Genomic DNA, 24,956 nt, shown 5'->3' with positions numbered 1-24,956 from the left:
TGTAACTCGTCTTTGCCTAAAAATGAGCTAGTTTCTATAACATTGTTAATTTAACCCAATAGACTCCTGCATAAACCGAAACAATTCGGCTTGTTCCGTTTGGCTTAACCTAGAGATTTCCGCCTTGATTCGGTTTAATTCGGTTTTGGAAGGCGAACTCAGCATATAACGAGTCGTGTGTTCCAGTTCCGTTCGGATGTGATCAACCGAAAGATGCGCGTAAACACTAGCGGTAACGCCAATATTGGAGTGGCCTAAAAGTCGGCTTGTTGCTTGAAGTGAACCACCAGAAGTAACCTGATATGTGGCTAGGGTTCGCCTTAAATCGTGCACCTGTAGGTTTTTACTCGCATCATTCGGATCATATAAACCAGCCCGTTTGGTTATTCTATTCCAAAATCCGCCCATTCCGCTTTTATCTGCAATATGACCTGTCGCACTTCGAGTACTCGGGAAAACATATTGTTGTCCTTTTTCCGCTTCGAGTGAGCGCCTTTCTAAGATCTTCATTGCTTCATGAGAGAGGGGAACTACATGCGGTTTCTTGGTTTTGATTTTATGGACGGGAATGATCCATGTTCGAGCATCTTGGTTTATTTCGCTCCATTCTATCGCTAATACATTGGATTTACGTTGGCCTGTTAATAGCAACAATAATATACAGTCTTGATAAATCGGTTCTTCTTGCTCTAGTGAATCGAGTAGTCGGCAAAGTTCCTCTTTTGATAGGGTACGCTCACGCCTAAAGACACTTTCATCAATTTTCTTTAAGGTTGCAAAAGGGTTTTTCTCAATATCAGCACGGTTGAACATCGACTTAAGCAAGGTTAACGAATGGTTGTGCAAGCTATAGCCTTTCTTGGCTAATATTTTTTGAAGGAAGGACTTTGCTTCATCTTTGGCAAAATTATCGATGGTACGCTTGCCAAGCTTAGGTTTGATATGAAGTCTGTATAAAGTCTCATGGCCTTTTAGGCTGCTTTCTCTGCGTTTACCTGCTTTGATATCGAGACGAAATGACGCTTCATAATATTCAAATAGTTGATCAAAAGTGGTGTAATTACGGGCTGTACGTTTTTCTTCATTCGGATTAACGCCTGATGCTATTTTATGAGCGGCCTCTCTAGCTAACTTCCTTGCTTGTTCAACAGTAATTTCAGGAAATCGGCCTAATGTGATTTGTAGGTTTTTCCCATTTACCTTTTGAATAAAATTAAAGGTTTTAGTGCCACTTTTTGTTACTTCTAGCCCTAATCCTTGAACGCTGCTAGAGCCTCCTGAATCTCTATATCTTTTTCTTGTTGATGCTGGCTCGATGTTTACGAGTGAATTTTTTGTAAAATTGAAGCTGTAAACCATATTTTAACTCTCTTAATACTCATTTCCTGCCGTGCCTATGCCGTGCCGATGACGTTAAAAATAGGCTATTTTGGTTAATTTTCGTTAAATCTAAGGTAACGAAAAGTGTAGTGTAACGATATGATTATTAAGATAAATTAATGTGAGTTAAGCCGAGTTAAAAGATCTCTTGAAAACCTGTAGGGCGTGCCATATACAAAGAAACCCCAGATAACTTAATCAGTTGTCTGGGGTTTTTGCATTCTATCTATAAGTTTTTGCAGTTTAATCAGCCATTTCTATCGCAGCTGGAAAGAGAATCGTATCTTCTATATGTATGTGATTGATTAAATCTTGGCAAAACTCTTCGCAGACTTTATAGCAACGTTGCCAGGTTTGACAGGCTTCTTCTGGAGCTTGGAAGTTCTGAGTTACTTGTTGCAATGCCACTACAATTTGATCAGCTTCATTATGCTCATGGGTCATAACACGGATTGGGTTGCCTATGTGACCAAAACAGGTTTGTTGAGGTGTTTGTGTGGCAAGGCCACGAATCGCAGGAAAGAGAATACGTTCTTCTTTAAATAAGTGAGGGGTGAGGTCGTCTACTAGAGCGTGAATTAATGGGGTTAGCTTTTGAATGGTCTCAGATTCTTCGCCATGCACTCGTAGCAGTTTATCCGCCATTTCAATTAATTGTGGCCCGGTTTCTCGAATATATTGGTGGTGAGTAGATTCAATCAAATCAGCAAGTTGATCTGCTGGCATCGATTCTAGTTGGCTTAATTGATCTTGAGTTAGGTTTGTTTTTCCACATTGTAAGCTCATAATATGCTCCATTAATCAGTGCAGTGTTCATCATAACGCTTCAATGAAACATGGCCATCGATATTAAGTGGTATTTTAAATGCAACTTAAGTTTTGTTGATTTAGATCAATTGGAATGTAGTGATTAGCGCCCGTGTATTCAAATAATGCCTTGTTTAAAAATAGAACAGATCCTCTGCCAAATCACAAAAGTTCGATATTGTATCAGCTAACTAGTTTACTAGTCTGGTTGTTATCGCTATGATGAGCGCATACATCAGCACAGAACTTGGTTGCCTTTCTTTTTGAATACCGTTTTCGGCCAACTTCCTATCTTCTTCGCTTGATGCTTGTTTGTTTTTAAGGGGTACAGGATGTACTTGCTTAATTTAGCGTAAAGAGAATCTATTATGACTACCGTTACAACGACGACAACAACGAAACAGCCTTCATTGGTGGGTGGCGCTTGTATTATTGCAAGTGTCTGTGTTGGTGCAGGCATGCTTGGGCTGCCAAGTGCAGGGGCTGGCGCATGGACGGTTTGGTCTGTGTTGGCGATTGCTTTAACCATGGCGGTAATGACGGTGTCGGGTTGGTTATTGCTAGAAGCATTTAAGCATTACGATTTGAATGTGTCGTTTAATACGGTGACATCGGACTTATTAGGTGAAAGGGTGAACGCCTTTAATAACTTAACGGTGTATTTCGTGGGTGGAATTTTACTTTATGCCTACACCACATCGTTTGGTTTGATTCTACAAGGCTCACTTGGGCTAGAAAGTAAAACCGCATCGGTGCTCTTTGTATTTATTGCTTCTAGCGTAGTGTGGCATTCAACTCGCGCAGTTGACCGTATTTCAGTTGTGCTAATTGGCACTATGTTATTAAGTTTTATCTTTGGTGTGTTTGGTTTAACTGTTCATATCGATTTCTCTTTATTGATGGATGCGACAAACCAACAAGGTGAATACGCTAAATATGCTATGGCATTGCTGCCGATAGCTTTAACCTCATTTGGTTATCATCACTCTGTTGCTTCAATGCGTGCTTATTATGGCGAAGAACGTAAAGCCAAATATGCGATTTTAGGTGGGACTTCAATTGCTTTGTTCTTATATGTGATTTGGTTGCTGAGCATCTTTGGGCACTTATCTCGTGATTCGTTTGGCCCAGTGATTGAGCAAGATGGCAATGTCGATGTGCTATTGGGGGCCCTGGGTACCGTGGTGGCATCCGATAAAGTCTCTCAAGCGATTAATATTTTCTCAGTGTCTGCGATTTTATCGTCATTTATTGGGGTTGGTTTAGGGGTGTTTGATTACATTGCTGACTTATTCCGTTTTGATAACCGTAGTAAATCAGGCCGTACTAAAACTTGGGCGGTCACTTTCATGCCACCGTTAGTACTATCGTTATTGTTCCCATTTGGCTTCATCTTAGCCATTGGTTATGCAGGCGCGGCAGCAACGGTGTGGACTTGTATCATTCCAGCACTACTTGTACTGAAAGCTCGTCAGCGCAAAGGGGCAGAGCAGGGCTTTGTGGTTGCAGGTGGTAAAGTGCTCCCATACGCAGTGCTATTATTTGGTGTGGCGACCGCGGTATTTCACTTTTTGACCATGATGGATGTTTTACCCGTATTTAAAGGTTAAACGTAGCTTTTATTTGATTGATATTAGCCCTCAGAGTGAAAGTTCTGAGGGCTTTTTTGTGAGTAAACAATATGTGAGACATGAGTTTGTATTCATCACTTTAAGATCACTTAGGTAGGGTGATTTTTCCTCCGATAGCCTTATTAAAAGATACCGGGAGCGATATTAAATCTCGAGTAGAAAATAAATAATGTACTTGCCTTGTTACATTGGTAGGTAATAGTGAAAGATACCATGACAAGATCCCACCTAGTTCCGATTAGGTGGGATTTTTAATTGGGTATAATTAAGGTACAGTGAAGAGGTATTCTAGGAGAGTTATTATGCTATCGGTCATCAAAAAAATAGTCTTCAAAAAAACAGCCTTCAAAACAAGTCAGTGTATTTTAGTTAGCTTGCTTGTTGCTATATTAGCTGGCTGTTCCTCTTCATCGGTTCCTTCTACTTCAACTAATTACTATTACACCGATAGCTGGTGGCATGATGATTTCTGGTTTTATCAAGATCATGTTTATCCTGATTGTTGTAATACTGATGGTGAATTTAAGCAAGTTGTCGAAAATTGGTGGCATACACTCGATCCTGAAAAACAAGATCAAATAAAAGATAAGATTGATGGCTGGAAAGAGGATGATGGCCCAGATATTCTCGCATTGAAAAACGATTTTAATCAGAAGTTTGAGTCACTGCCGGAAGATAAGCAGCAAGCGATAATGGATAAGCGGGAAGCGATACGTCAAAAAGTGTCTGATACTCAGTTTACCACTGAACAAAAGCAAACGCTGCAAACCAAATGGAACAGTAAACAAAGACCCACTTTAGATCGTGCGCCGAATAAGCCGGTTACTCGACCTGCAACAAGACCAACCACTCGACCAGCAATACGACCTAATATTAGAGGTGGTAATTTTGGAGGAAGAACTGGTGGGGGAAGGCTAGGGGGCGCAAGGCGTTAATTGCTACCCTAGACTTAGGTCAAGTTATTACAACCTATCTTGAGGAATTCCTCGCCTTGAGAAGTGATTGTTATTATTGTGTTAACAAACACCTTTGCCAATGGAATAAGCAAAGTATAAACACTTAGGTTGTAAGGAAATGACACAAAAATATAAGCAAATATTAGTCGTAGATGATGACGAGGAAATTAGCGTGTTACTTGATGAGTATTTAAGTAAGATGGGGTTTGTTGTCTCTACTGTGAGTGATGGTGAGGCGATGCGAGAGTATATCAACCAGCATAGCTACCCTGACTTACTTTTACTCGATGTGATGTTACCTGGTGAAGATGGCTTCAGCCTTTGTCAGTATATTCGAAAGCACTCGAACGTCCCTATTATTATGCTAACTGCCGTTTCCGAGGAAGCTGACCAAATTGTCGGCCTTGAAATTGGCGCTGATGACTATATTGCCAAGCCGTTTAGCCCTAGACAATTAATGGCGAGAATTAAAGCGCTGTTACGTCGAACTCATATTGATGAACAAGCTAACCCTAGTGTTATTTCATTCGGCGACTGGAAGCTAGACACCTTATCTCATACCGCTTATCACATAGAGACAGGTGAAAAAATTGAATTATCAGGCAGTGATTTTTCTTTGTTGATGTTGTTTTTATCTCGTCCAAATGAAGTGCTTGATCGCGATACTATTTCTTATGAAATCAAAGGGCGAGAAGCGTTGCCACTTGAACGTGGAATTGATGTGCAATTAAGCCGTCTGCGTCAACGTTTAGGTGACACTGGTAAGCAGCATAAATACATCAAAACCATGCGAGGTAATGGCTATATTTTTACTGCTCCTGTTCACTATGGTCATTGATTTGATGATCAATGTGCTGTTTTAGAGAGTAGTAGTGGTATGCGATATTTTTGGAAATCCCAATCATTAGTTGCACGTACACTGTTGCTGACCTTGTTAACAGTTGTCATTGCTCAAGGTATCTCTACCTCAATTTGGTATACTAATTCCCGACAGCAAGAAGAAGCCGGTATTAAAACGACAGCAGTCAGTATGGCGTCGTTGTTTGCTTCTACTGTCTCTTATTTTCAAGCCTTACCTGTGAATTATCGACATGTGATTATGGAGCAGCTGCGTAAAATGGGGGGCACCCGCTTCTTTGTTTCATTTAATCATGAATATTTGAATATTCGACCAATCCCTGATTCGCGCTTAAAACAAGTGGCGATAGATTCAATGGCTGAAGCGCTTGGCGATAAGCTGAATAATGTTCGTTCTATTCATGTTGAATTTTCTAAGCCGGAACAGCTGAAGATTTTAAAAAACGACATTTATTTAAGTGATCTTCCTAGATCCTGGGCGCACTATACTCTGACGTTAGAGCCATTGGATCCACCGATTATGGTGGTGCAAATTGAGCTTGAATCGGATGAATGGATCTATATTGCCGCATTATTACCACCACCTTACAATACGTTAGAAGACACTATTTTACCGCCATCTCAATGGTTGTATTTATTTCTTTCTACTGCCTTATTGCTGCTTTTTAGCTACTTTATGATCCGTCGTCAGGTGCGGCCTTTACGTAACTTGGCCAGAGCGGCTAATCAGATGAGTATTGATGGGGAGCAATCACCTTTACCAGAAGAAGGGGCAAATGAGGTAGTGACCGCGACCCTTGCGTTTAATCGTATGCAGCAACGTATTCGTCATTATGTGATGGATCGAGAGCAGCTGTTTTCAGCGATTTCTCATGATCTTAAAACCCCGATTACTCGCTTACGTTTAAGAGCTGAATTACTAGAAAATGATGTTAAACGAGCCAAGTTTAATCAAGATTTAGACGAGCTAGAAATGATGGTTAAAGGGGCACTGCAATGTGTGCATGACACGGAGCTACATGAAAATTCTAACCTCGTCTATTTAAATGAACTGCTACTTGCGGCGGCAGAAACCCACAATGTTCATCACATTAAAGTTACCTTACCAAAAGAGACTATTGCACCAGTATTAGGCAAGCCGTTAGCCTTAAAGCGCGTGATGACCAACCTAGTCGATAACGGGGTTAAATATGGTAATAGCCTTAATGTTACTTGTCAGCAAACTCAAGATTATGTCGAACTCAATTTTATCGACCAAGGTTCTGGAATCCCCGAATCACAATTGGAATCGGTATTTGAACCCTATGTGCGGCTAGCTAAAGATAAAGAAGGACACGGGCTTGGTCTGGGGATTTGCCGTAATATTTTGCATGCTCATGGCGGTACCATCCATATTCGAAATGTCTTTAATGCTGGTTTACATGTTCAAGTGATCTTGCCGTTTAATACTAATCGACCTCAATAATAATTGCCGATTTAAGTGATAAAACTCACATGTAACACTTTTGTTACAGTGGTGTTACTTTTCGTGCCGATATTTCTACCACTCTTTGCATATAGTGATGTTAAGCCAAACCACTGCTAAGCCAAATAGGATGTTTTACGGTGTTTTGGCTCTAATCCAATAAGTAGTAACTTACAACCAATAACCAACATGGACGATGACGATGAATACAATGAAAAAAAGTCTTCTTACCTTTGCGCTGCTTTCTACATCACAATTATCTCAGGCGGGGGAAGTTGAAGTCCTTCACTGGTGGACTTCAGGTGGTGAAGCGAAATCGGTCGCGGTACTTAAGGAAATGATGGAAAAAGATGGCCACTCTTGGAAAGATTTCGCGGTAGCCGGTGGTGGTGGTGAAAGTGCCATGACAGTGCTGAAAACTCGTGCGGTATCGGGCAACCCACCGGCCGCGGCGCAAATGAAAGGCCATAACATTCAAGAATGGGCTGATTTAGGCTTTTTAACCAATCTTGATGATGTGGCTAAGCAAGGTGATTGGGATGGGATTTTACCGAAAGTCGTTGCAGATACTGCGAAATATGAAGGTCATTATGTCGCGGTACCTGTCAATGTACACCGTGTAAATTGGCTATGGGCGAATAAAGCGATTTTTGATAAAGAAGGCTTAAAAGTACCGGCTTCTTGGGATGAATTTTTTAAAGTGGGTGATAAGTTAAAAGCGGACGGTATTATTCCTTTAGCACATGGTGGTCAGCCTTGGCAAGATGCAACATTGTTTGAAGCGATCGCACTTGAAAAACTTGGTAATGCAGATTACAACAAAGCCTTTGTCGAGTTAGACCAAGATGTATTATCCGGCGATAAAATGGTTGAGACCTTTACTACCTTTAAAAAGGTTCGTGACTATATCGATAGCAATTCTCCAGGTCGAGATTGGAACGTCGCAACATCAATGGTGATTAATGGTCAAGCAGCAATGCAAGTGATGGGCGACTGGGCAAAAGGCGAATTCAGTGCGGCTAATAAACAACCGGGTATTGATTATACTTGTTCTCCAACACCGGGCACTGCTGATTCATTCACCTTTAACGTGGATAGTTTTGCTTTCTTCCGCATTAAAGATAAAGAGAATCAAAAAGCGCAGCAAGATTTAGCGAAAACCATCTTATCTAAACCTTTCCAAGAAGTCTTTAACCTGAATAAGGGCTCGATTCCCGTTCGTCTAGATATGGATATGTCGAAGTTTGATAAATGTGCCTTGGATTCAATGGCTGCATTTAAAGCAACGGCGGATACAGGTGGTTTAGTACCAAGTATGGCGCATGGAATGTCCACAACCAGCTATGTACAGGGTGCGATGTTTGATGTGGTTACTAACTTCTTTAACGATAAAGATGCTGATCCAAAGGCGGCGGCTGAAAAATTAGCGAAAGCGGTTAAAGCGGCCCAATAACCTTTCTTAATATAAATCTTACTAAACGTAGGTTACGAGTTCATTCACGTAGCCTAGATAACTTTTACCTAAAATTTATTCAATTGCGTTTTGGGTATGAATGTAAATAAAGGAACGGTTATGGACAACGCTTTTGATGTTACTAAGCATCAGTCTCATGAAAGGGATAGTGCTCAATCAGTCTCAGCCATGCCTACTCGGCGAGCAGCACCAAAATTGACACTGGCAGATAGGTTGCAACATTGGCTACCTAAAATTGTATTAACACCCACCTTGGTGATTACCGTGGTGTGTATCTATGGCTACATTATTTGGACGGGGGCTTTATCGCTCACCAATTCTCGTTTTTTGCCTAGCTTTAATTTTACTGGTTTTGGTCAATATGCCAAGTTGATGGCAAATGACCGCTGGATTACTTCGATCACTAATCTAGGCATTTTCGGACTGTTATTCCTAGTCATCGTGATTGTATTAGGAGTAGGACTGGCAATTTTCCTCGATCAAAACATCCGTAATGAAGGGGTGATTCGCAGTATTTACCTCTACCCAATGGCACTGTCATTTATTGTTACAGGTACAGCTTGGAAATGGATTTTAAACCCCGGGCTTGGTATTGAAAAAATGGTACGAGATTGGGGTTTTACTGAATTCAAATTCGATTGGATTATTGATTCGGATATGGTGGTTTATACCTTAGTCATCGCTGCTGTTTGGCAATCATCCGGCTTTGTGATGGCGATGTTCTTAGCAGGGCTTCGCGGTATCGATTCTTCGATTATTAAAGCTGCCAAAATTGATGGTGCCACTCTGCCACGTATTTACTGGAGCATTGTGATGCCATGTTTGCGTCCAGTGTTTTTTAGTGCGGTAATCATTACTTCACATATCGCGATAAAAAGTTTCGATTTGGTCACTGCATTGACCGCTGGTGGTCCTGGTTATTCTTCTGATTTACCCGCATTATTTATGTATGCCTATTCATTTACCCGTGGTCAAACTGCACTAGGTTCGGCGAGTGCCATGATGATGTTGGCTGGGATATTAGCCATTTTAGTGCCGTACTTGTATTCAGAATTAAGGGAGAAGAAGTCATGATGACCCAAAATCTGAATCTTCAAAACCGAAAGTCTCAACCTAATAAAACCCATTATTTTAACTCTAAGCGAGTCGGACGCATCGCGATTTACAGCTTGTTGCTTTTTTTCTGCGTGCTGTATTTAATGCCGCTGTTTGTCATGGTGATCACTTCATTTAAAAGCTTGGGCGATATTCGTACCGGTAACCTAATGTCGCTGCCGACTGAATGGGTTTTCGATGCATGGCACAAAGCCTGGTCAACATCTTGTACTGGCGTGAAATGTGAAGGGATCAAAAGTTATTTCTGGAATTCCTTTCAAATGGTGATTCCAGCGGTAGCGATTTCAACATTGATGGGGGCCTTTAATGGCTATGTGATTAGTAAATGGCAATTCAGAGGTTCGAACCTATTATTTAGCTTATTACTCTTTGGATGCTTTATTCCTTTTCAAGTGGTGTTGCTTCCAATGGCGGCAACATTAGGTTTCTTTGGTTTAGCAAACACGACAACAGGTTTAGTTTTCGTCCATGTTATTTATGGACTAGCCTTTACCACGCTATTTTTCCGTAACTTTTATGTTGGAGTTCCTGATGAGTTGGTCAAAGCTGCTAAGTTAGACGGGGCAGGATTCTTTACTATCTTCTTTCGCATTATGTTGCCGCTTTCTACTCCTATCATCATGGTGACGGTGATCTGGCAATTTACTTCAATTTGGAATGATTTCTTGTTTGGTGTGGTGTATTCCGGTTCGGAAACTCAGCCGATTACTGTGGCGCTTAACAATTTAGTCAACACCAGTACTGGAGTTAAAGAATATAACGTTGATATGGCTGCCGCTATTATTGCTGCATTGCCGACTTTGTTGGTCTATGTCGTGGCAGGGAAGTATTTCGTGAGAGGGTTGACCGCAGGCTCAGTCAAAGGTTGATACTCTTCGTACTTGAAACTACAGCTTTGTTGACGGCATTCATTCGCCCCAATCACTTAGACGAGCTAAGCTCATGGGGTCTCATTCATTTGTCGCCGCGCTGTAATTTCAATTACTTTGAGTATCGATTCAATAAGCAATTTAATATGGAATCGGCTTAAAAGGAAAAATAATAATGGCTGCTTTAGAACTAAATCAAATTCGTAAAACCTACCGCAATGCGGATAATGAAACATTGAAAGGGATTAATATCCAAATAGAATCGGGCGAGTTTTTAATTCTGGTAGGGCCGTCAGGTTGTGGCAAATCCACCTTGATGAATACCATCGCAGGATTGGAATCAATAAGCTCGGGTGAGATTGTGATCGACGGTGTAGATGTTTCTAATGTCGAGCCAAAAGATCGTGATATTGCAATGGTGTTCCAATCTTATGCCTTGTACCCCAATATGACGGTGCGAGGAAATATTGCTTTTGGTTTGAAGATCCGCAAAATGCCGCAAGTCAAAATCGATGCAGAAGTGAATCGCGTAGCGGAAATGTTGCAAATCGATCATTTACTTGATCGAAAACCAGCGCAACTTTCTGGTGGTCAGCGTCAGCGTGTTGCCATGGGGCGTGCGTTAGCTCGTCAGCCTAAATTGTATTTATTTGATGAGCCGCTTTCTAACTTAGATGCGAAGTTACGAGTGGAAATGCGCACACAAATTAAACGTCTGCACCAACAATTAAATACCACCATCGTATATGTTACCCATGATCAAATTGAAGCGATGACACTCGCCGATCGTATCGCGGTGATGAAAGATGGAGAGTTACAGCAATTAGGTACGCCGAAAGAAATCTATAACCAGCCCAATAATATGTTTGTTGCAGGCTTTATGGGCTCACCATCAATGAATTTTATTAAAGCGCGAGTGGATTTGGATTCAGAAGATAAACCTCAAGGTGAAATTTGGACCGCAGATGGCATGGTCCATAAAATCAATTTACCAGATCGCTTGCGCAAGTTTGATGGAGAGACGGTAATTATTGGTTTACGACCAGAATACATCACGGAACAGCCAAGCGAAGAAGATCGTACTTTTACCGAAATCCTGATGCAAATTGATGTATTAGAGCCGACTGGGCCAGATACCATCGCGATTGTTGAAATCAATCAAGAGCATGTTGCGTGTCGTTTATCGGCAGAGTTTGAGGCCAAGGTAGGTGAAACTGTGCCACTATATTTTGATTTATCAAGTGCGGTGTTTTTTGATGTGAAAACGGAGATGCGAATTTGATTAAACTTTCAAAGCATCATAACGGTAATATAGAACTTTAACGTGTCGATAGTTGCGATATTTTTGACCAGTTAATTTAAAAATAATCGCAACTCCCTTGAAAAAGAATTGAACGACCCCATCTCTGAAACGTGATCATTCTCCGCTCTGAATAAAAAAGCGTAAAATGACCACATGAGAATTTAGGACTTGACTCGACAGGCTCAATTCATACCGCTAGAATGGCGCGTCTGAAATTTATCCTGAGACTAATAGGAGAGGCCTTTTTCTTTGTTTTTGATTATCGACTCTATCTTTAATCAAAATGAAGAAGGTTTCACTCATTAGTTCGATCATCGGTTTAATTATGTTGACTTTAATCGTGTTTACATAGCTACGTTGGTTGATGCTCACCATTTTTATGTGTCCAAATTGGTCACAACACAAGGAATGAGGCGAACACTTATCCAAAGGGTAGGTCTAGCTCATATGCTCATAATTATTGAGCCAGTTTTGAGGTTTATAAATAATGCAATCTACTGTTGAAACTCTAGAAGGCCTAGAACGCCGTCTTACTATTACTGTTCCTGCTGCTAACATCGAAGATGCAGTAACAGCTGAATTGCGCAACATCGCGAAAAACCGTCGTTTCGATGGTTTCCGTAAAGGTAAAGTACCGATGAAGATGGTTGCAAAAATGTACGGCCAAGCAGTACGTCAAGACGTGATGGGTGAAGTGATGCAGCGTCATTTCATCGAAACAATCGTTAAAGAAAAAATCAACCCAGCGGGCGCACCAACATTTGCTCCAGTTGAAACTGAAGAAGGTAAAGATCTTGTTTTCAACGCAACTTTTGAAGTTTACCCAGAAGTTGAACTGAAAGGTCTTGAAAACATCACTGTTGAGAAACCAGCAGTAGAAGTAAAAGATGAAGATGTAGCTGAAATGCTTGAAACGCTTCGTAAGCAACAGTCTACTTGGACTGAAGTTGAAGAAGCAGTAAGCGCTGATAGCCGTGCAACAATTGATTTTGTAGGCTTTATCGACGGTGAAGAATTCGAAGGTGGTAAAGCAGAAGCATTCCCTCTAGAAATGGGCCAAGGTCGTATGATCCCTGGTTTTGAAGACGGAATTCTAGGCAAAAAAGCAGGAGAAGAATTCTCTATCGACGTAAACTTCCCAGAAGATTACCATGCTGAAAACCTAAAAGGTAAATCAGCTAAATTCGACATTAAACTAAGCAAAGTTGAAACTCGTGAGCTTCCTGAGCTAACGGATGAGTTTGTTGCTAAGTTTGGCGTGAACGAAGGTGGCGTGGAAGCACTGAAAACTGAAGTACGTAAAAATATGGAACGTGAGCTTAAGCAAGCGGTTAAAGGCCGTATTAAAGAGCAAGCGATCAATGGTCTTGTTGAACAAAATGAGATGGACGTACCTTCTGCACTTATTGATCAAGAAATCGAAGTGCTACGTCAACAAGCGGCTCAACGTTTTGGTGGTAACCCGGAAGCGGCTGCTCAACTTCCACGTGAACTATTTGAAGAGCAAGCTGCTCGTCGCGTAAAAGTTGGCCTACTTCTAGGCGAAGTAATCAAGTCTGAAGAGCTAAAAGCTGACGATGATCGCGTTAAAGCGCTCATCGAAGAAATGGCGACCGCTTACGAAGATCCATCAGAAGTGATCGCATACTACGAGCAAAACGAGCAGATGATGAACAACATCCGTAACGTAGCACTAGAAGATCAAGCTATTGATGCAATCATTGCTAAAGCAAAAGTTTCTGACAAAGAAGTGAGCTTCAATGAGTTAATGAACCAGCAACAACCTGCTTAATCACTCAATTTATTAAGTGAAGTCAGGTTTCGCTGAGTAGAAGAGTTGACAGCATTTCGATTCTTCTGCTAACAATGGCTCGATATGACACTCTAAAGTTTAGAGTGAATCATTCGGGCCATTTTATTTATTCGCTTATTTAGGCTATTTATTTTGGCTTGCAAACCATTTATTAGGGTTTTCAAACTATCTACAAGTTTTCAAGCTATCTAAATGGTATTGGTAAGCATCTAGGTTTATGATTAACTCAGTTTTGTTTATTATTAGTAATCAATCATATTGGTAAACCTATCTACTACAGGGAAAGCGAAAATGAGCTACCAAGAAAATAATACAATGTCTCCAATTGTTGATGCGCTTGTGCCAATGGTGGTAGAGCAAACTTCTCGTGGTGAGCGTTCTTACGATATCTATTCTCGCCTACTAAAAGAACGTATTATCTTTTTGACTGGACAAGTTGAAGATCACATGGCAAACCTTGTGGTTGCACAATTATTATTCTTAGAATCTGAAAGCCCAGATAAAGATATTTTCTTATACATCAACTCACCTGGCGGTTCTGTGACTGCAGGGATGTCGATTTACGATACGATGCAATTTATTAAGCCAAACGTAAGTACGGTATGTATGGGGCAAGCTTGCTCTATGGGTGCATTTTTACTTGCTGGTGGCGAAAAAGGTAAGCGTTTCTGCCTGCCGAATTCTCGCGTGATGATTCACCAACCATTAGGTGGTTTCCAAGGTCAGGCTTCTGATATTCAAATTCATGCGCAAGAAATTCTAACAATCAAGCAACGTTTGAATAATTTATTAGCAGAACATACTGGTCAACCGCTTGAAATCATTGAGCGTGATACTGACCGCGATAACTTCATGTCAGCTCAACAATCAGTGGATTACGGCTTGGTTGATGCAGTATTGGAAAAACGCCCAGCATAAATGAACAATCCTCACTTTATCGAGTGAAAGATCGCAGTAATAAATACGGTCTTGTACACTAAATAGAGTGAGGTTTATTGGTCTCAACTTAGTACATTGTTTTTTATCAATAAGGCATTGTGAGTCAAATTGTTGTAGACTGAAAAGAAGAATTAAAGGCTAAGAGGTTAGCGAATGACAGATAAAAGCAAAGAGGGTGGTAGTACTAAACTGCTGTATTGCTCTTTCTGCGGTAAAAGCCAGCACGAGGTTCGCAAGCTGATCGCAGGTCCTTCCGTTTACGTATGTGACGAATGTGTCGATTTATGTAACGACATCATACGTGAAGAAGTAAAAGACGTAGTTCCAAAGAAAGAGTCGGAAGTACTTCCGACACCGAAAGAAATTCGTGCACACTTAGATGACTATGTTATTGGTCAAGACTATGCCAAGAAAGTGCTGTCTGTTGCGGTTTACAACCACTATAAGCGTTTGCGCAATGGCGATAAGACTAAAGATGGTGTTGAACTAGGTAAAAGTAATATCTTGCTTATCGGTCCAACCGGCAGCGGTAAAACTTTACTAGCTGAGACTTTGGCTCGTTTTCTTGATGTACCGTTCACTATGGCAGATGCGACTACGTTAACCGAAGCCGGTTACGTTGGTGAAGATGTAGAAAACATCATTCAAAAGCTACTGCAAAAATGTGATTACGACGTTGCGAAAGCAGAGCGTGGTATCGTGTATATCGATGAGATTGATAAAATTTCTCGTAAAGCGGAAAACCCATCGATCACTCGTGATGTATCGGGTGAAGGTGTGCAGCAAGCATTACTGAAACTCGTTGAAGGTACCGTTGCATCGGTTCCACCACAAGGTGGCCGTAAGCATCCTCAACAAGAGTTTTTACAGGTTGATACGTCTAAGATCCTATTTATCTGTGGTGGTGCATTTGCTGGCCTAGATAAAGTGATTGAACAGCGTGTTGCCGTTGGTACTGGTATTGGTTTCGGTGCGGAAGTGCGCAGTAAAGATGAAGCGAAAAGTGCAGGTGAGTTATTCAAACAAGTTGAACCAGAAGATTTGGTGAAATATGGTTTGATCCCTGAGTTTATCGGTCGTCTACCAGTGACGACTACTTTGACTGAACTTGATGAAGAAGCCTTGATTCAGATCCTTTGTGAGCCGAAAAACGCATTGACTAAGCAATACGGTGCCTTATTCGATTTAGAAGGCGCTGAGCTTGAGTTTCGTGAAGATGCGCTTCAAGCGATTGCTAAAAAAGCAATGGAGCGTAAAACCGGTGCTCGTGGCCTACGTTCTATTTTGGAGTCGGTTCTGCTAGAAACCATGTATGAGTTACCTTCTAATAAGGAAGTAACCAAAGTGGTGATTGATGAATCTGTAATCAAAGGCGAATCTGAACCGTTGCTGATTTATCAAAACGCTGAAAACCAGCTCGCTAGCTCTGAATAATTCGAGTTATCACCAAAATATGAATTTAAAGGAGGCTTTGTGCCTCCTTTTTTTATTTTGTTATTGAAACTAGCAAGATAGCCCCCATATACTTTTCAATGAATGTGCAAACGGAATAGAGAGAATAATATGAACTTGGAGCGTTCCGAGCGTATCGAGATTCCCGTATTACCCTTACGTGATGTTGTGGTTTACCCACACATGGTCATTCCACTTTTTGTTGGCCGTGAAAAGTCGATTCAATGTTTAGAAAACGCAATGGATACCAATAAGCAAGTTTTGTTGGTGGCACAAAAAGATGCGGAAACCGATGAACCCAACATCGATGATTTATTTTCAACAGGTACAGTTGCCACTATTTTGCAGTTATTGAAATTGCCGGATGGTACGGTAAAAGTATTGGTTGAAGGGCAGCAGCGTGCCAAAGTGCATGCTTTTTCTAATGAAGAGTTCTTCACTGCCGATGCTGAATATTTATCAACCCCTGACATTGATGATCGTGAACAAGAAGTGATTGTTCGTAGCGCAATTAATCAATTTGAAGGTTTTATCAAGCTAAATAAAAAGATCCCACCAGAGGTGCTGACTTCGCTTAATGGTATTGATGAAGCTGCGCGTCTTGCAGATACCATCGCCGCTCACATGCCATTAAAGCTCAATGATAAACAACGTGTGCTTGAAATCACCGATGTCATTGAGCGCCTAGAGTTTTTAATGGGTATGATGGAGTCAGAAATTGACTTGCTACAAGTCGAAAAACGCATTCGTGGCCGTGTTAAAAAGCAGATGGAGAAATCCCAGCGTGAGTACTATTTGAATGAGCAAATGAAAGCCATTCAAAAAGAACTTGGCGACATGGACGATGCTCCAGATGAATTCGAAGCTCTGCAAAAGAAAATCGAAGACGCTAAAATGCCAAAAGAAGCTCGTGAAAAAACGGAGCAAGAGCTACAAAAGTTGAAAATGATGTCGCCGATGTCGGCAGAAGCAACCGTGGTTCGTGGTTATATCGACTGGATGGTTGGTGTACCTTGGGCGAAACGCTCTAAAGTGAAAAAGAATTTAGCGAAGGCTGAAGAAGTGCTTAATGAAGACCACTACGGTCTAGAGCGGGTGAAAGAACGTATTCTTGAGTACTTAGCGGTACAAAACCGTATCAACAAGCTTAAAGGGCCGATTCTGTGCCTAGTTGGACCTCCAGGTGTAGGTAAAACCTCTCTTGGTCGCTCAATTGCTGCTGCTACGGGGCGTAAATACACTCGTATGGCGCTAGGTGGTGTGCGTGATGAAGCGGAAATCCGTGGTCACCGCCGTACTTATATCGGTTCCATGCCAGGTAAACTGATTCAAAAAATGTCGAAAGTGGGCGTGAAAAATCCATTATTCCTCTTGGATGAGATCGATAAAATGGCGTCAGATATGCGTGGTGATCCATCATCAGCATTGTTAGAAGTGCTTGACCCTGAGCAGAACAACTCATTTAACGATCATTACTTAGAGGTCGATTTCGATCTTTCTGATGTGATGTTTGTTGCGACGTCGAACTCAATGAATATTCCAGGTCCATTATTAGATCGAATGGAAGTGATTCGTTTGTCGGGTTATACCGAAGATGAAAAACTTAACATTGCTAAAAGTCATTTAGTTGAAAAGCAAATTGAGCGCAACGGTCTGAAGCCTCACGAGATTGTGATCGAAGATTCAGCGATTATCGGTATTATCCGCTACTACACGCGCGAAGCAGGTGTCCGTAGTCTTGAGCGTGAAATCTCTAAGATATGCCGTAAAGCGGTTAAAAATATATTATTAAATAGTGAGTTAAAATCAGTAACTGTCACTATGGATAATTTGAAAGAGTATCTAGGGGTGCAACGTTGTGATTATGGTAAAGCAGATGAAAGTAACCGTGTTGGTCAAGTGACAGGTCTTGCTTGGACTGAAGTGGGCGGTGATTTACTGACAATTGAAACACAATCCATGATAGGCAAAGGTAAATTAACTTATACCGGTTCACTGGGTGATGTGATGCAAGAGTCTATCCAAGCAGCCATGACGGTAGTTCGCTCTCGTGCAGAAAAGCTGGGTATTAACACTGATTTCTACGAAAAGCGTGATATTCATGTTCACGTACCAGAAGGCGCAACTCCGAAAGATGGTCCGAGTGCCGGTATCGCAATGTGTACTGCATTAGTTTCGAGTTTAACGGGGAATCCGGTTCGAGCCGATGTCGCGATGACAGGTGAAATTACGCTACGTGGTGAAGTACTTCCTATCGGTGGTTTGAAAGAAAAACTATTGGCAGCACATCGTGGTGGAATCAAAACGGTCATTATTCCCAAAGAGAATGAGCGTGATTTAGAAGACATCCCGGCGAATGTTATTGGTGACTTAAATGTTCGACCAGTACAATGGTTAGACGAAGTTTTACCGTTAGCACTAGAAAATGAGCCTACAGGTTGTGTGATTGAGGTCACAAACTAGTGATATTCAACAAGTTTAGTTAAAAGATTGACGCTGACAAGACAGAAAATACTTGTCAGCGTTTTTTTTCAAGGCTAAGTTAAGTTTCGATAGACCTGAGCCAAGGGTTATTAGAGCGTAAGGCTCTTAAAAGCTAATTAAATAAAGGCCAGTCTAATTTGTATCTTTACGACAACGACAATTTTTATTGGAACGACTGCTATTAATGCTTATGTCATTAATAGTTAAAAGGGGAACAACAAGTGAATAAAACTCAACTAATCGAAAAAATTGCAGGCGACGCAGATATCTCTAAAGCAGCTGCAGGCCGTGCATTAGATGCATTTATCGAAACTGTAACGGAAACACTAAAATCAGAAGATCAAGTTGCCCTAGTTGGCTTTGGTACTTTTAGCGTTCGTACTCGTGCAGCTCGCACAGGTCGTAACCCTAAAACTGGTGATGTGATCCAAATTGCTGAAGCAAAAGTACCAGCGTTCAAAGCAGGCAAAGCACTAAAAGACGCGTGTAACTAATTTGTCCCAATAAGTCTTTTCCCTTTTTGGCGAAAATTCTTGAGGTTTTTACGTCGAACCTCAATCTTTGTTTATCAAAAAGCGCATCTTACTGGTGCGCTTTTCTTTTTCTGATATCATCGACACATATTTTATTCTATCAAGTATAGAGTCGTAAGACGCTGTAATTGGTAACCGACAGTATTTAGAGAGCAGTCAGACTATGATGGATCGACTACGCGAAGGCGTAAATGGTATAGCAGTTAAAATTATACTTGTTTTAATTATCCTTTCTTTTGTATTTGCTGGTGTGGGCAGCTACTTAGTGGGTGGTGGTAGCACTACCGCTGCAAAAGTTGGCAACACTACTATTGACCGTGGTGCCTTTGAGCAAGCGTATCAAAATGAACGTAACCGCATGCAATCACAAATGGGAGATTATTTCTCTACTTTGATGGGTGATCAGCAATACGTACAAACTTTCCGTAAAAGCGTACTTGATCGCATGATCAACGATGTACTACTTGAGCAATATGCACAGTCTTTAGGCTTACGTGTCAGCGATGACCAAGTTAGCCAACTAATTTTGACGATGCCGGAATTTCAAAGTAATGGCAAGTTTGACCAAGATATCTATGCCGCTACATTACGTCGCGCTGGTTTTAGTGCTGATAGCTTTGCGGAATATTTACGTAAAGACCTTTTGAAAAACCAAGTGATATCAGCGGTTCAAAACAGTGAATTTACACTGGACAATGAAGTTGAGCAGCAATCAAAACTACTAACCCAAACACGTGATATTCAAACTATTACTCTTAACGTAAGTGATTTTGCGAATAAAGCACAAGTGACCGATGAAGAGCTGCAATCGTACTATAAGATGCATTCAGATAACTTCGAACGTCCTGAGCAGATGAAAGTGGCTTATGTTGAACTGTCTGCAGAGCAATTGAAAAAATCAATCCAAGTGACGGATGAAGATGCTCAAGCTTACTATCAAGAACACCTAAATAAATACTCAACCAAAGAACAGCGTAAAGTACGTCATATCTTGATTAAAGATGATCAAGTAAAAGCGGACGAGATATTAGCGAAATTGAAAGCCGGTGAAGATTTTGCAACCGTTGCAAAAGAAAACTCTGAAGATGTTGGCAGCGCTAAACAAGGTGGTGATTTAGGTTGGATTGAAAAGGGCGTGATGGATCCTGCATTTGAAGAAGCTGCGTTTTCCTTAGCAGAGAAAGGTGATATTTCAGATGTCGTGAAATCGGATTTTGGTTACCACATCATTCAACTAGAAGATGAACATCCACCAGAAGCTAAGCCGTATTCAGAAGTTGCTACTGAAATAAAATCAGAGTTGCTTGATGAAAAAGCCGTTGATCAATTTTACAAACTTCAAACTGAACTAGAATCGGTTGCTTTTGAATCTCCAGATTCATTAGACGAATCAGCGAAGGTTGTTGGCCAGAAGATACAAACGACAGATTTTATTTCTCAAGCCGATGCGCCTGAAGTCTTAAAAGTACCTGCTGTTGCTCAAGCATTAGAAAGTGCTGATGTTAAGAAAGAAGGCATGAATTCTGACGTGTTAGAGATTGCGCCTGAACATGTCATTGTCGTGCGTGTTAATGAAGTGCGTGATGAAACATTATTGCCTTTTGAAGAAGTAAAAGATCAAGTCAGTGCACATTTGCTTGCAACTAAAGGTGAGCAGAATGCCCTCGATTTAGCTTCTAAAGTGGTGACATCATTACAAAAAGGCGATGAGAGTGTGTTAACTGATAATCAATTAAGTTTTGCTGATGAGCAGAATATTGACCGTCGTTCACCATTGGCTCAAGACGTATTTGCTTTGCCGCATCCTGAAGATGGCTCAGCGACATACGGCCAAACTAAAGATGATCAAGGTAATGTTGTGATTATTAAGCTAAATAAAGTAACAACAAGTAGCGATGCTCAGTTTGAGCAACAAATTGGTTCTCAGTTACTACGTATGAATAACCAACAAGATTTAGAAATGATCTTAAATTCACTACGTCAATCAACATCAGTGGAATATCATGCTTTTGAAGAGCAATAATCTATATTGATTGGTATTGAATAATATCCATAAAGGCTGCCTTAAGGTGGCCTTTTTTCTTTTGGGGCTGTCCTTAATAGTTAGCTCATTGAAATTTATAGCTCACTTAAATATGTAATTAATATGTTTGTGAGTAATCTGCAATTTGGTGATGAGTCCCATGTCCATTTTTAAGACAGACTGACATTCTAGTTTCATTTACTCTTTTTCTTTTAGTACTCGAAAAGGAGAGAACAAATGATGTTATTACGTTTATGTCTTGTTATGTTGTTGTCGGTTGGTAGTGTGTCTAATATGGCTTTTGCGAATACAGAAGCATCGCATGATGGTATTGAGATCACTGTCAATATTAATACCGCTAGTGCAGAAGAAATTGCCACTATGCTAAATGGCATTGGTGAGAAAAAGGCTCAAGATATTGTGGAATATCGTAAAACCAATGGTAGCTTCAAGTCGCTTGATGAGTTAACACAAGTAAAAGGAATTGGTGAGACCACAGTAGAGAAGAATAAACAGCGGATTTTGCTTTAATCTTCTTATCGCTGGAGCATGCGGCCTGATTAGATCCCTTTTGTTTGAAGTGTTTAATCTATGACTCTTAAATTAAGAGCCTTTCATTGCAATGAGGCTCTTTTATTTATTTGCTTCTACTTGTTTAGGTTTGATACTAACAGCAAGTACAGCACCGGATATTGCGCCAAATAAATGTGCATTAATGGCCACTTTAGCACCAATTAATGCTTCACTGCCTGTTGCTGAGCCGAACCATTGTTCCCAGAGAATCTTTGCAGTTAAACCGATTAACAGTAGCGCGTTGCTTTTTCGACCCAATCGATATTCAACAAGTGCATAAAATGCAAATAAGCCGTGCAACACACCCGATAAACCAACGTAAATTTGCATTGAAGTAAATAAAAGTAGACTACCTACGCTAAGACACAAACCGATAAATACCAGTAAAAATTGTCGCGCTTCGATGTGAGCACGAAAAATAAAGTTGATAATCCATAAGCCCAGTACATTCATCGATAGGTGATAGAGATTGGTATGGGTTAAGTTTCCTGTTACGATCCGCCACCATTGACCCGTCATAATGGCGTTATGATCCCATTGCATCCACCCTTGTAAATTCGGTAGTTGGGATAGACCCATTAGTACGCTAATGCTGAAAAGTAAAAGGATCGCTCTCATTCCCATGTCTCGATATTGTTTACAATGTGGAAAGGCTAATAATGCCTGTATTTGTGATTGGATTAAACCAATAGATTGCTCGGTACGAGTAGTGATCTTACAACATCCCAGTGAATCTAAAAGGCCAGTGGGCACGGCAAAAATACTGCAATTAAGCTTGAGTCATTGTGATATCTGGGTTGGTGAAGACTTTTCGCAACATTCAGAGTTAAACGTTTTACTACAAGATGAGCAAACGGAATCGCTAATTCTGTACCCAAACGACAATAGTCAATCATTGGACAGCGTCGCTCTGAGATGCATTGAACTTGCTGCTGAGAATAAACGCTTATGTTTGATTTTATTGGATGGTACCTGGAAGAAAGCCTATAAAATGTGGCGACTTTCGAGCAACTTACATTCACTGCCGTGTGTGGCGCTACCGAATCACTTGCAAGGTAATTACCGCATTAGAAAGGCACCCACAGAGCAGCACCTTTCTACCGTTGAAGCTGGCTTTTATGCATTATCAGCTATCAAGCCGCAAGTTGATTTCTCGCCATTAGTTACTGCTTTTACCAATATGGTCGATTTTCAGATTTCCCAAATGCCAGAAGGGGTCTTTGAGCGTAATTACAACCCTTAAACCATAATCCTAAGTTCAATAAGAAGAATTTTAAAACGACACATGAGCCGAGAATAACTGCTGATGAACTTTTTGTGCATAGCCATCAGTCATTGCTGAAATATAGTCGGCTAAAATTCGGGTTCCACCTTGGTGATCTTGTTCCGCTTCTTGCCACTTTTGCTTGGTGGCTTCTGGTAATAAGCGCATAGGATCGGCATTGAGCGCTTCAAATATATCCATGATGATTTGTTGCCCTTTATATTCAAATTGCTGAACTTCCGGCACATGAATCACATATTGATTTACAAAGTTTTTAAACACGTCTAATGCATAAGCCATCGGCGCATCTAAATAGGCATTAACATTCAATAATGGCTCATCAAAAGCTGTTTCGGAATAAACTGGTTTCAGGGCGATACTGGTAAGCAGCGCATTTACAATGCCACCAATCGCATCTTTACGCTCATGGTGTTTGCCTGAGAACAGTTTATTACTTAGAGTGTTGATGTTTTTCTCAAACCATTGATCACCGCACTCTGCAAGTTTACTCGCCGCACCTTCTTGCCATTGTTTACGGTTTACCATGTTCAAAACAATGGCATCTTCTAAGTCATGAACGCCATATGCGATGTCGTCGGCTAATTCCATAATAGAGCAGTCTAATGATTTAAAGCGTGTCTTATAATGGCTATAGGGACTCGGTTCAGGTTGGCTACGTTTGGTGCTTAATAACACTTTGTCATGCTCAGATAATGGGGCCAGCACCCAATCTAAAAATGGACTATCGATATCGTAGATGCCTTTTGCCGGTAACCAATCTTGTGCTTTAAGTTGTCTTGGGGTTGGCACATCTTTTGGTCGGTGATTGCTTTGTACTTGGCTTATCAGCGCTGGGTACTTCAATAATCCGAGTAGCGTTCTCCTAGCTAAGTTCATGCCGTGATGTTCAGTGTAGGGCTCTAATTGAGTCATAATACGAAAGGTTTGTGCATTGCCTTCAAAGCCACCGTGATTACGTAGCATATAATTGAGCGCTACTTCGCCACCATGACCAAAAGGTGGGTGGCCAATATCATGCGCCAAACATAAGGTTTCAATTAAGCTTACCGGAGGTAGTAAATTATTATATTCAGGCTGCTTTTGTTTAACCTGCTCGAGAATACCACTGCCAATTTGTGACACTTCAAGTGAGTGAGTTAATCGAGTGCGGTAAAAATCATTTAAGCCAGTACCATGAACTTGAGTTTTTGCTTGCAGACGACGAAATGCCGCCGAGTGTAGTACCCGAGCACGATCTCGTTGGTAGACATCACGGTGATCATTACGTCTTAATTTTTGTTCATTATTATTGCGAGCTTGCCATTCTTGCTGACTAATTGGAGCAATAGAGCTAGTCATCTTTTTGGAATTATCATCCATGATGTTAAACCTTACTTAACTGATTTCATCGAGCGTAAGTTGAAAGCTCGGAGCAAATACATCCAAAAAGTAACGCATTTCTGGGGTTTCACGTTCTTTTAATGTGGTTTCTAAACGGCTTTTTGCAAGCTCATATTCATGGTTGCCCGCTGAGAGTTCTTCCAAACATTTTAAATAGGCACATAAGCTATCAGCTTGTTTTACCATAGCTTTATCGTCTGCATCAATGCCTTCGCTTATCAAGAAGGGGGCAAAATCTTGTTGAAACTCTTCCGGTAACATAGAAACGAGTTTTTTTTCTGCAGCGAGTTCGATTTTTTTGTATTCGTTCGCTATCGCTGGGTTGTAGTATTTGACTGGAGTCGGCAGATCGCCAGTGAGCACTTCACTGGTATCGTGATACATACCGAGTAATGCAATTCGCTCAGGGTTTACGTTACCGCCAAATTTTTTATTTTTAATGATCGCCAAGGCATGACCAACGAATGCCACTTGAAGGCTATGCTCTGAAATATTTTCTGCTGAAATAGAGCGCATTAAAGGCCAACGTTGGATCAGTTTCATGCGAGCAAGGTGAGCGAAAAAATGACTAGGTTGAGGTGTGGTCATGAGATACTTCCGAGAACATTGGGTAAA

Annotated in this window: 21 protein-coding genes; 16 read left to right on the top strand and 5 right to left on the bottom strand. The window is 40.9% G+C overall.

Annotation, left to right across the window (positions count from 1 at the left end; all coding sequences use genetic code 11):
• Window positions 1-45: 45 nt before the first annotated feature.
• Window positions 46-1,359, bottom strand: coding sequence for a tyrosine-type recombinase/integrase (locus ACN0T8_RS03110; RefSeq protein WP_417879189.1), 1,314 nt, complete (start codon window positions 1,357-1,359; stop codon window positions 46-48).
• Window positions 1,360-1,623: 264 nt separating this feature from the next.
• Window positions 1,624-2,166 (bottom strand): hemerythrin domain-containing protein, encoded by a 543-nt coding sequence (locus tag ACN0T8_RS03105; protein WP_417879188.1) that lies wholly within the window; start codon window positions 2,164-2,166, stop codon window positions 1,624-1,626.
• 389 nt (window positions 2,167-2,555) lie between these two features.
• Between ACN0T8_RS03105 and ACN0T8_RS03100 the strand changes: the two genes are divergently transcribed.
• From ACN0T8_RS03100 to ACN0T8_RS03030, 15 genes are all read left to right on the top strand, one after another.
• Window positions 2,556-3,797 (top strand): aromatic amino acid transporter, encoded by a 1,242-nt coding sequence (locus ACN0T8_RS03100; protein WP_417879187.1) that lies wholly within the window; start codon window positions 2,556-2,558, stop codon window positions 3,795-3,797.
• A gap of 323 nt (window positions 3,798-4,120) precedes the next feature.
• Entirely contained in the window at window positions 4,121-4,753 is a 633-nt protein-coding gene (locus tag ACN0T8_RS03095; protein WP_417879186.1) for a hypothetical protein, read from the top strand.
• 139 nt (window positions 4,754-4,892) lie between these two features.
• A complete protein-coding gene (locus ACN0T8_RS03090) occupies window positions 4,893-5,612 on the top strand; it encodes a response regulator (RefSeq protein WP_417879185.1) in 720 nt (239 codons plus the stop codon).
• Window positions 5,613-5,651: 39 nt separating this feature from the next.
• Complete coding sequence (locus ACN0T8_RS03085) at window positions 5,652-7,097, top strand: ATP-binding protein (protein ID WP_417879184.1); 1,446 nt, start codon at window positions 5,652-5,654, stop codon at window positions 7,095-7,097.
• 202 nt (window positions 7,098-7,299) lie between these two features.
• Entirely contained in the window at window positions 7,300-8,550 is a 1,251-nt protein-coding gene (locus tag ACN0T8_RS03080; RefSeq protein ID WP_417879183.1) for an ABC transporter substrate-binding protein, read from the top strand.
• Between the two features lie 189 nt (window positions 8,551-8,739).
• Window positions 8,740-9,645 carry a carbohydrate ABC transporter permease gene (locus ACN0T8_RS03075; protein WP_417879491.1) on the top strand — a complete coding sequence of 302 codons (906 nt, stop codon included), beginning with the start codon at window positions 8,740-8,742 and terminating at the stop codon, window positions 9,643-9,645.
• Window positions 9,645-10,556, top strand: coding sequence for a carbohydrate ABC transporter permease (locus ACN0T8_RS03070; protein WP_417879490.1), 912 nt, complete (start codon window positions 9,645-9,647; stop codon window positions 10,554-10,556). Before ACN0T8_RS03075 ends, ACN0T8_RS03070 begins: the two co-directional genes overlap by 1 nt.
• A gap of 175 nt (window positions 10,557-10,731) precedes the next feature.
• Window positions 10,732-11,838, top strand: coding sequence for an ABC transporter ATP-binding protein (locus ACN0T8_RS03065; protein ID WP_417879182.1), 1,107 nt, complete (start codon window positions 10,732-10,734; stop codon window positions 11,836-11,838).
• A gap of 508 nt (window positions 11,839-12,346) precedes the next feature.
• Window positions 12,347-13,651: a trigger factor gene (gene tig / locus ACN0T8_RS03060; RefSeq protein ID WP_417879181.1), complete on the top strand. Its 1,305-nt coding sequence runs from the start codon at window positions 12,347-12,349 to the stop codon at window positions 13,649-13,651.
• A 312-nt stretch (window positions 13,652-13,963) separates the two neighbouring features.
• Window positions 13,964-14,590: an ATP-dependent Clp endopeptidase proteolytic subunit ClpP gene (gene clpP / locus ACN0T8_RS03055; RefSeq protein WP_027697062.1), complete on the top strand. Its 627-nt coding sequence runs from the start codon at window positions 13,964-13,966 to the stop codon at window positions 14,588-14,590.
• 174 nt (window positions 14,591-14,764) lie between these two features.
• Window positions 14,765-16,045, top strand: a complete 1,281-nt coding sequence (gene clpX, locus ACN0T8_RS03050; RefSeq protein WP_417879180.1) for an ATP-dependent protease ATP-binding subunit ClpX — start codon at window positions 14,765-14,767, stop codon at window positions 16,043-16,045.
• Window positions 16,046-16,174: 129 nt separating this feature from the next.
• Complete coding sequence (gene lon, locus ACN0T8_RS03045) at window positions 16,175-18,526, top strand: endopeptidase La (RefSeq protein WP_417879179.1); 2,352 nt, start codon at window positions 16,175-16,177, stop codon at window positions 18,524-18,526.
• A gap of 242 nt (window positions 18,527-18,768) precedes the next feature.
• Window positions 18,769-19,041: an HU family DNA-binding protein gene (locus ACN0T8_RS03040; protein WP_417879178.1), complete on the top strand. Its 273-nt coding sequence runs from the start codon at window positions 18,769-18,771 to the stop codon at window positions 19,039-19,041.
• Between the two features lie 202 nt (window positions 19,042-19,243).
• Window positions 19,244-21,103 (top strand): peptidylprolyl isomerase, encoded by a 1,860-nt coding sequence (gene ppiD / locus ACN0T8_RS03035; protein WP_417879177.1) that lies wholly within the window; start codon window positions 19,244-19,246, stop codon window positions 21,101-21,103.
• 237 nt (window positions 21,104-21,340) lie between these two features.
• Window positions 21,341-21,634, top strand: a complete 294-nt coding sequence (locus tag ACN0T8_RS03030) for a ComEA family DNA-binding protein (RefSeq protein ID WP_417879176.1) — start codon at window positions 21,341-21,343, stop codon at window positions 21,632-21,634.
• A 102-nt stretch (window positions 21,635-21,736) separates the two neighbouring features.
• Here ACN0T8_RS03030 and rrtA read toward each other — a convergent pair whose 3' ends face one another.
• A complete protein-coding gene (rrtA, locus tag ACN0T8_RS03025) occupies window positions 21,737-22,294 on the bottom strand; it encodes a rhombosortase (protein ID WP_417879175.1) in 558 nt (185 codons plus the stop codon).
• Window positions 22,295-22,298: 4 nt separating this feature from the next.
• Between rrtA and ACN0T8_RS03020 the strand changes: the two genes are divergently transcribed.
• Window positions 22,299-22,919, top strand: a complete 621-nt coding sequence (locus ACN0T8_RS03020) for a tRNA-uridine aminocarboxypropyltransferase (protein WP_417879174.1) — start codon at window positions 22,299-22,301, stop codon at window positions 22,917-22,919.
• Window positions 22,920-22,949: 30 nt separating this feature from the next.
• Here the strand turns inward: ACN0T8_RS03020 and ACN0T8_RS03015 are convergent, their stop codons facing one another.
• Together ACN0T8_RS03015 and yfbR are read right to left on the bottom strand one after the other, a co-directional pair.
• Complete coding sequence (locus tag ACN0T8_RS03015) at window positions 22,950-24,299, bottom strand: anti-phage deoxyguanosine triphosphatase (RefSeq protein WP_417879489.1); 1,350 nt, start codon at window positions 24,297-24,299, stop codon at window positions 22,950-22,952.
• Window positions 24,300-24,335: 36 nt separating this feature from the next.
• Entirely contained in the window at window positions 24,336-24,929 is a 594-nt protein-coding gene (gene yfbR / locus ACN0T8_RS03010) for a 5'-deoxynucleotidase (RefSeq protein WP_417879173.1), read from the bottom strand.
• Window positions 24,930-24,956 lie beyond the last annotated feature (27 nt).

The sequence above is a fragment of the Vibrio sp. genome, from assembly GCF_048266485.1.
In the GTDB taxonomy this organism is placed as follows: domain Bacteria; phylum Pseudomonadota; class Gammaproteobacteria; order Enterobacterales; family Vibrionaceae; genus Vibrio.
The sequence above is the reverse complement of the archived record's forward strand: the minus strand, read 5'-3'. Positions and strand labels throughout refer to the sequence as shown.

Bases quoted from the DNA above. Each gene is read 5' to 3' on its own strand.
- ACN0T8_RS03110 (WP_417879189.1), bottom strand. From the start codon at position 1,359: ATGGTTTACAGCTTCAATTTTACAAAAAATTCACTCGTAAACATCGAG.
- ACN0T8_RS03105 (WP_417879188.1), bottom strand. From the start codon at position 2,166: ATGAGCTTACAATGTGGAAAAACAAACCTAACTCAAGATCAATTAAGC.
- ACN0T8_RS03100 (WP_417879187.1), top strand. From the start codon at position 2,556: ATGACTACCGTTACAACGACGACAACAACGAAACAGCCTTCATTGGTG.
- ACN0T8_RS03095 (WP_417879186.1), top strand. From the start codon at position 4,121: ATGCTATCGGTCATCAAAAAAATAGTCTTCAAAAAAACAGCCTTCAAA.
- ACN0T8_RS03090 (WP_417879185.1), top strand. From the start codon at position 4,893: ATGACACAAAAATATAAGCAAATATTAGTCGTAGATGATGACGAGGAA.
- ACN0T8_RS03085 (WP_417879184.1), top strand. From the start codon at position 5,652: ATGCGATATTTTTGGAAATCCCAATCATTAGTTGCACGTACACTGTTG.
- ACN0T8_RS03080 (WP_417879183.1), top strand. From the start codon at position 7,300: ATGAATACAATGAAAAAAAGTCTTCTTACCTTTGCGCTGCTTTCTACA.
- ACN0T8_RS03075 (WP_417879491.1), top strand. From the start codon at position 8,740: ATGCCTACTCGGCGAGCAGCACCAAAATTGACACTGGCAGATAGGTTG.
- ACN0T8_RS03070 (WP_417879490.1), top strand. From the start codon at position 9,645: ATGACCCAAAATCTGAATCTTCAAAACCGAAAGTCTCAACCTAATAAA.
- ACN0T8_RS03065 (WP_417879182.1), top strand. From the start codon at position 10,732: ATGGCTGCTTTAGAACTAAATCAAATTCGTAAAACCTACCGCAATGCG.
- tig (WP_417879181.1), top strand. From the start codon at position 12,347: ATGCAATCTACTGTTGAAACTCTAGAAGGCCTAGAACGCCGTCTTACT.
- clpP (WP_027697062.1), top strand. From the start codon at position 13,964: ATGAGCTACCAAGAAAATAATACAATGTCTCCAATTGTTGATGCGCTT.
- clpX (WP_417879180.1), top strand. From the start codon at position 14,765: ATGACAGATAAAAGCAAAGAGGGTGGTAGTACTAAACTGCTGTATTGC.
- lon (WP_417879179.1), top strand. From the start codon at position 16,175: ATGAACTTGGAGCGTTCCGAGCGTATCGAGATTCCCGTATTACCCTTA.
- ppiD (WP_417879177.1), top strand. From the start codon at position 19,244: ATGATGGATCGACTACGCGAAGGCGTAAATGGTATAGCAGTTAAAATT.
- ACN0T8_RS03030 (WP_417879176.1), top strand. From the start codon at position 21,341: ATGATGTTATTACGTTTATGTCTTGTTATGTTGTTGTCGGTTGGTAGT.
- rrtA (WP_417879175.1), bottom strand. From the start codon at position 22,294: ATGAGAGCGATCCTTTTACTTTTCAGCATTAGCGTACTAATGGGTCTA.
- ACN0T8_RS03020 (WP_417879174.1), top strand. From the start codon at position 22,299: ATGTCTCGATATTGTTTACAATGTGGAAAGGCTAATAATGCCTGTATT.
- ACN0T8_RS03015 (WP_417879489.1), bottom strand. From the start codon at position 24,299: ATGACTAGCTCTATTGCTCCAATTAGTCAGCAAGAATGGCAAGCTCGC.
- yfbR (WP_417879173.1), bottom strand. From the start codon at position 24,929: ATGACCACACCTCAACCTAGTCATTTTTTCGCTCACCTTGCTCGCATG.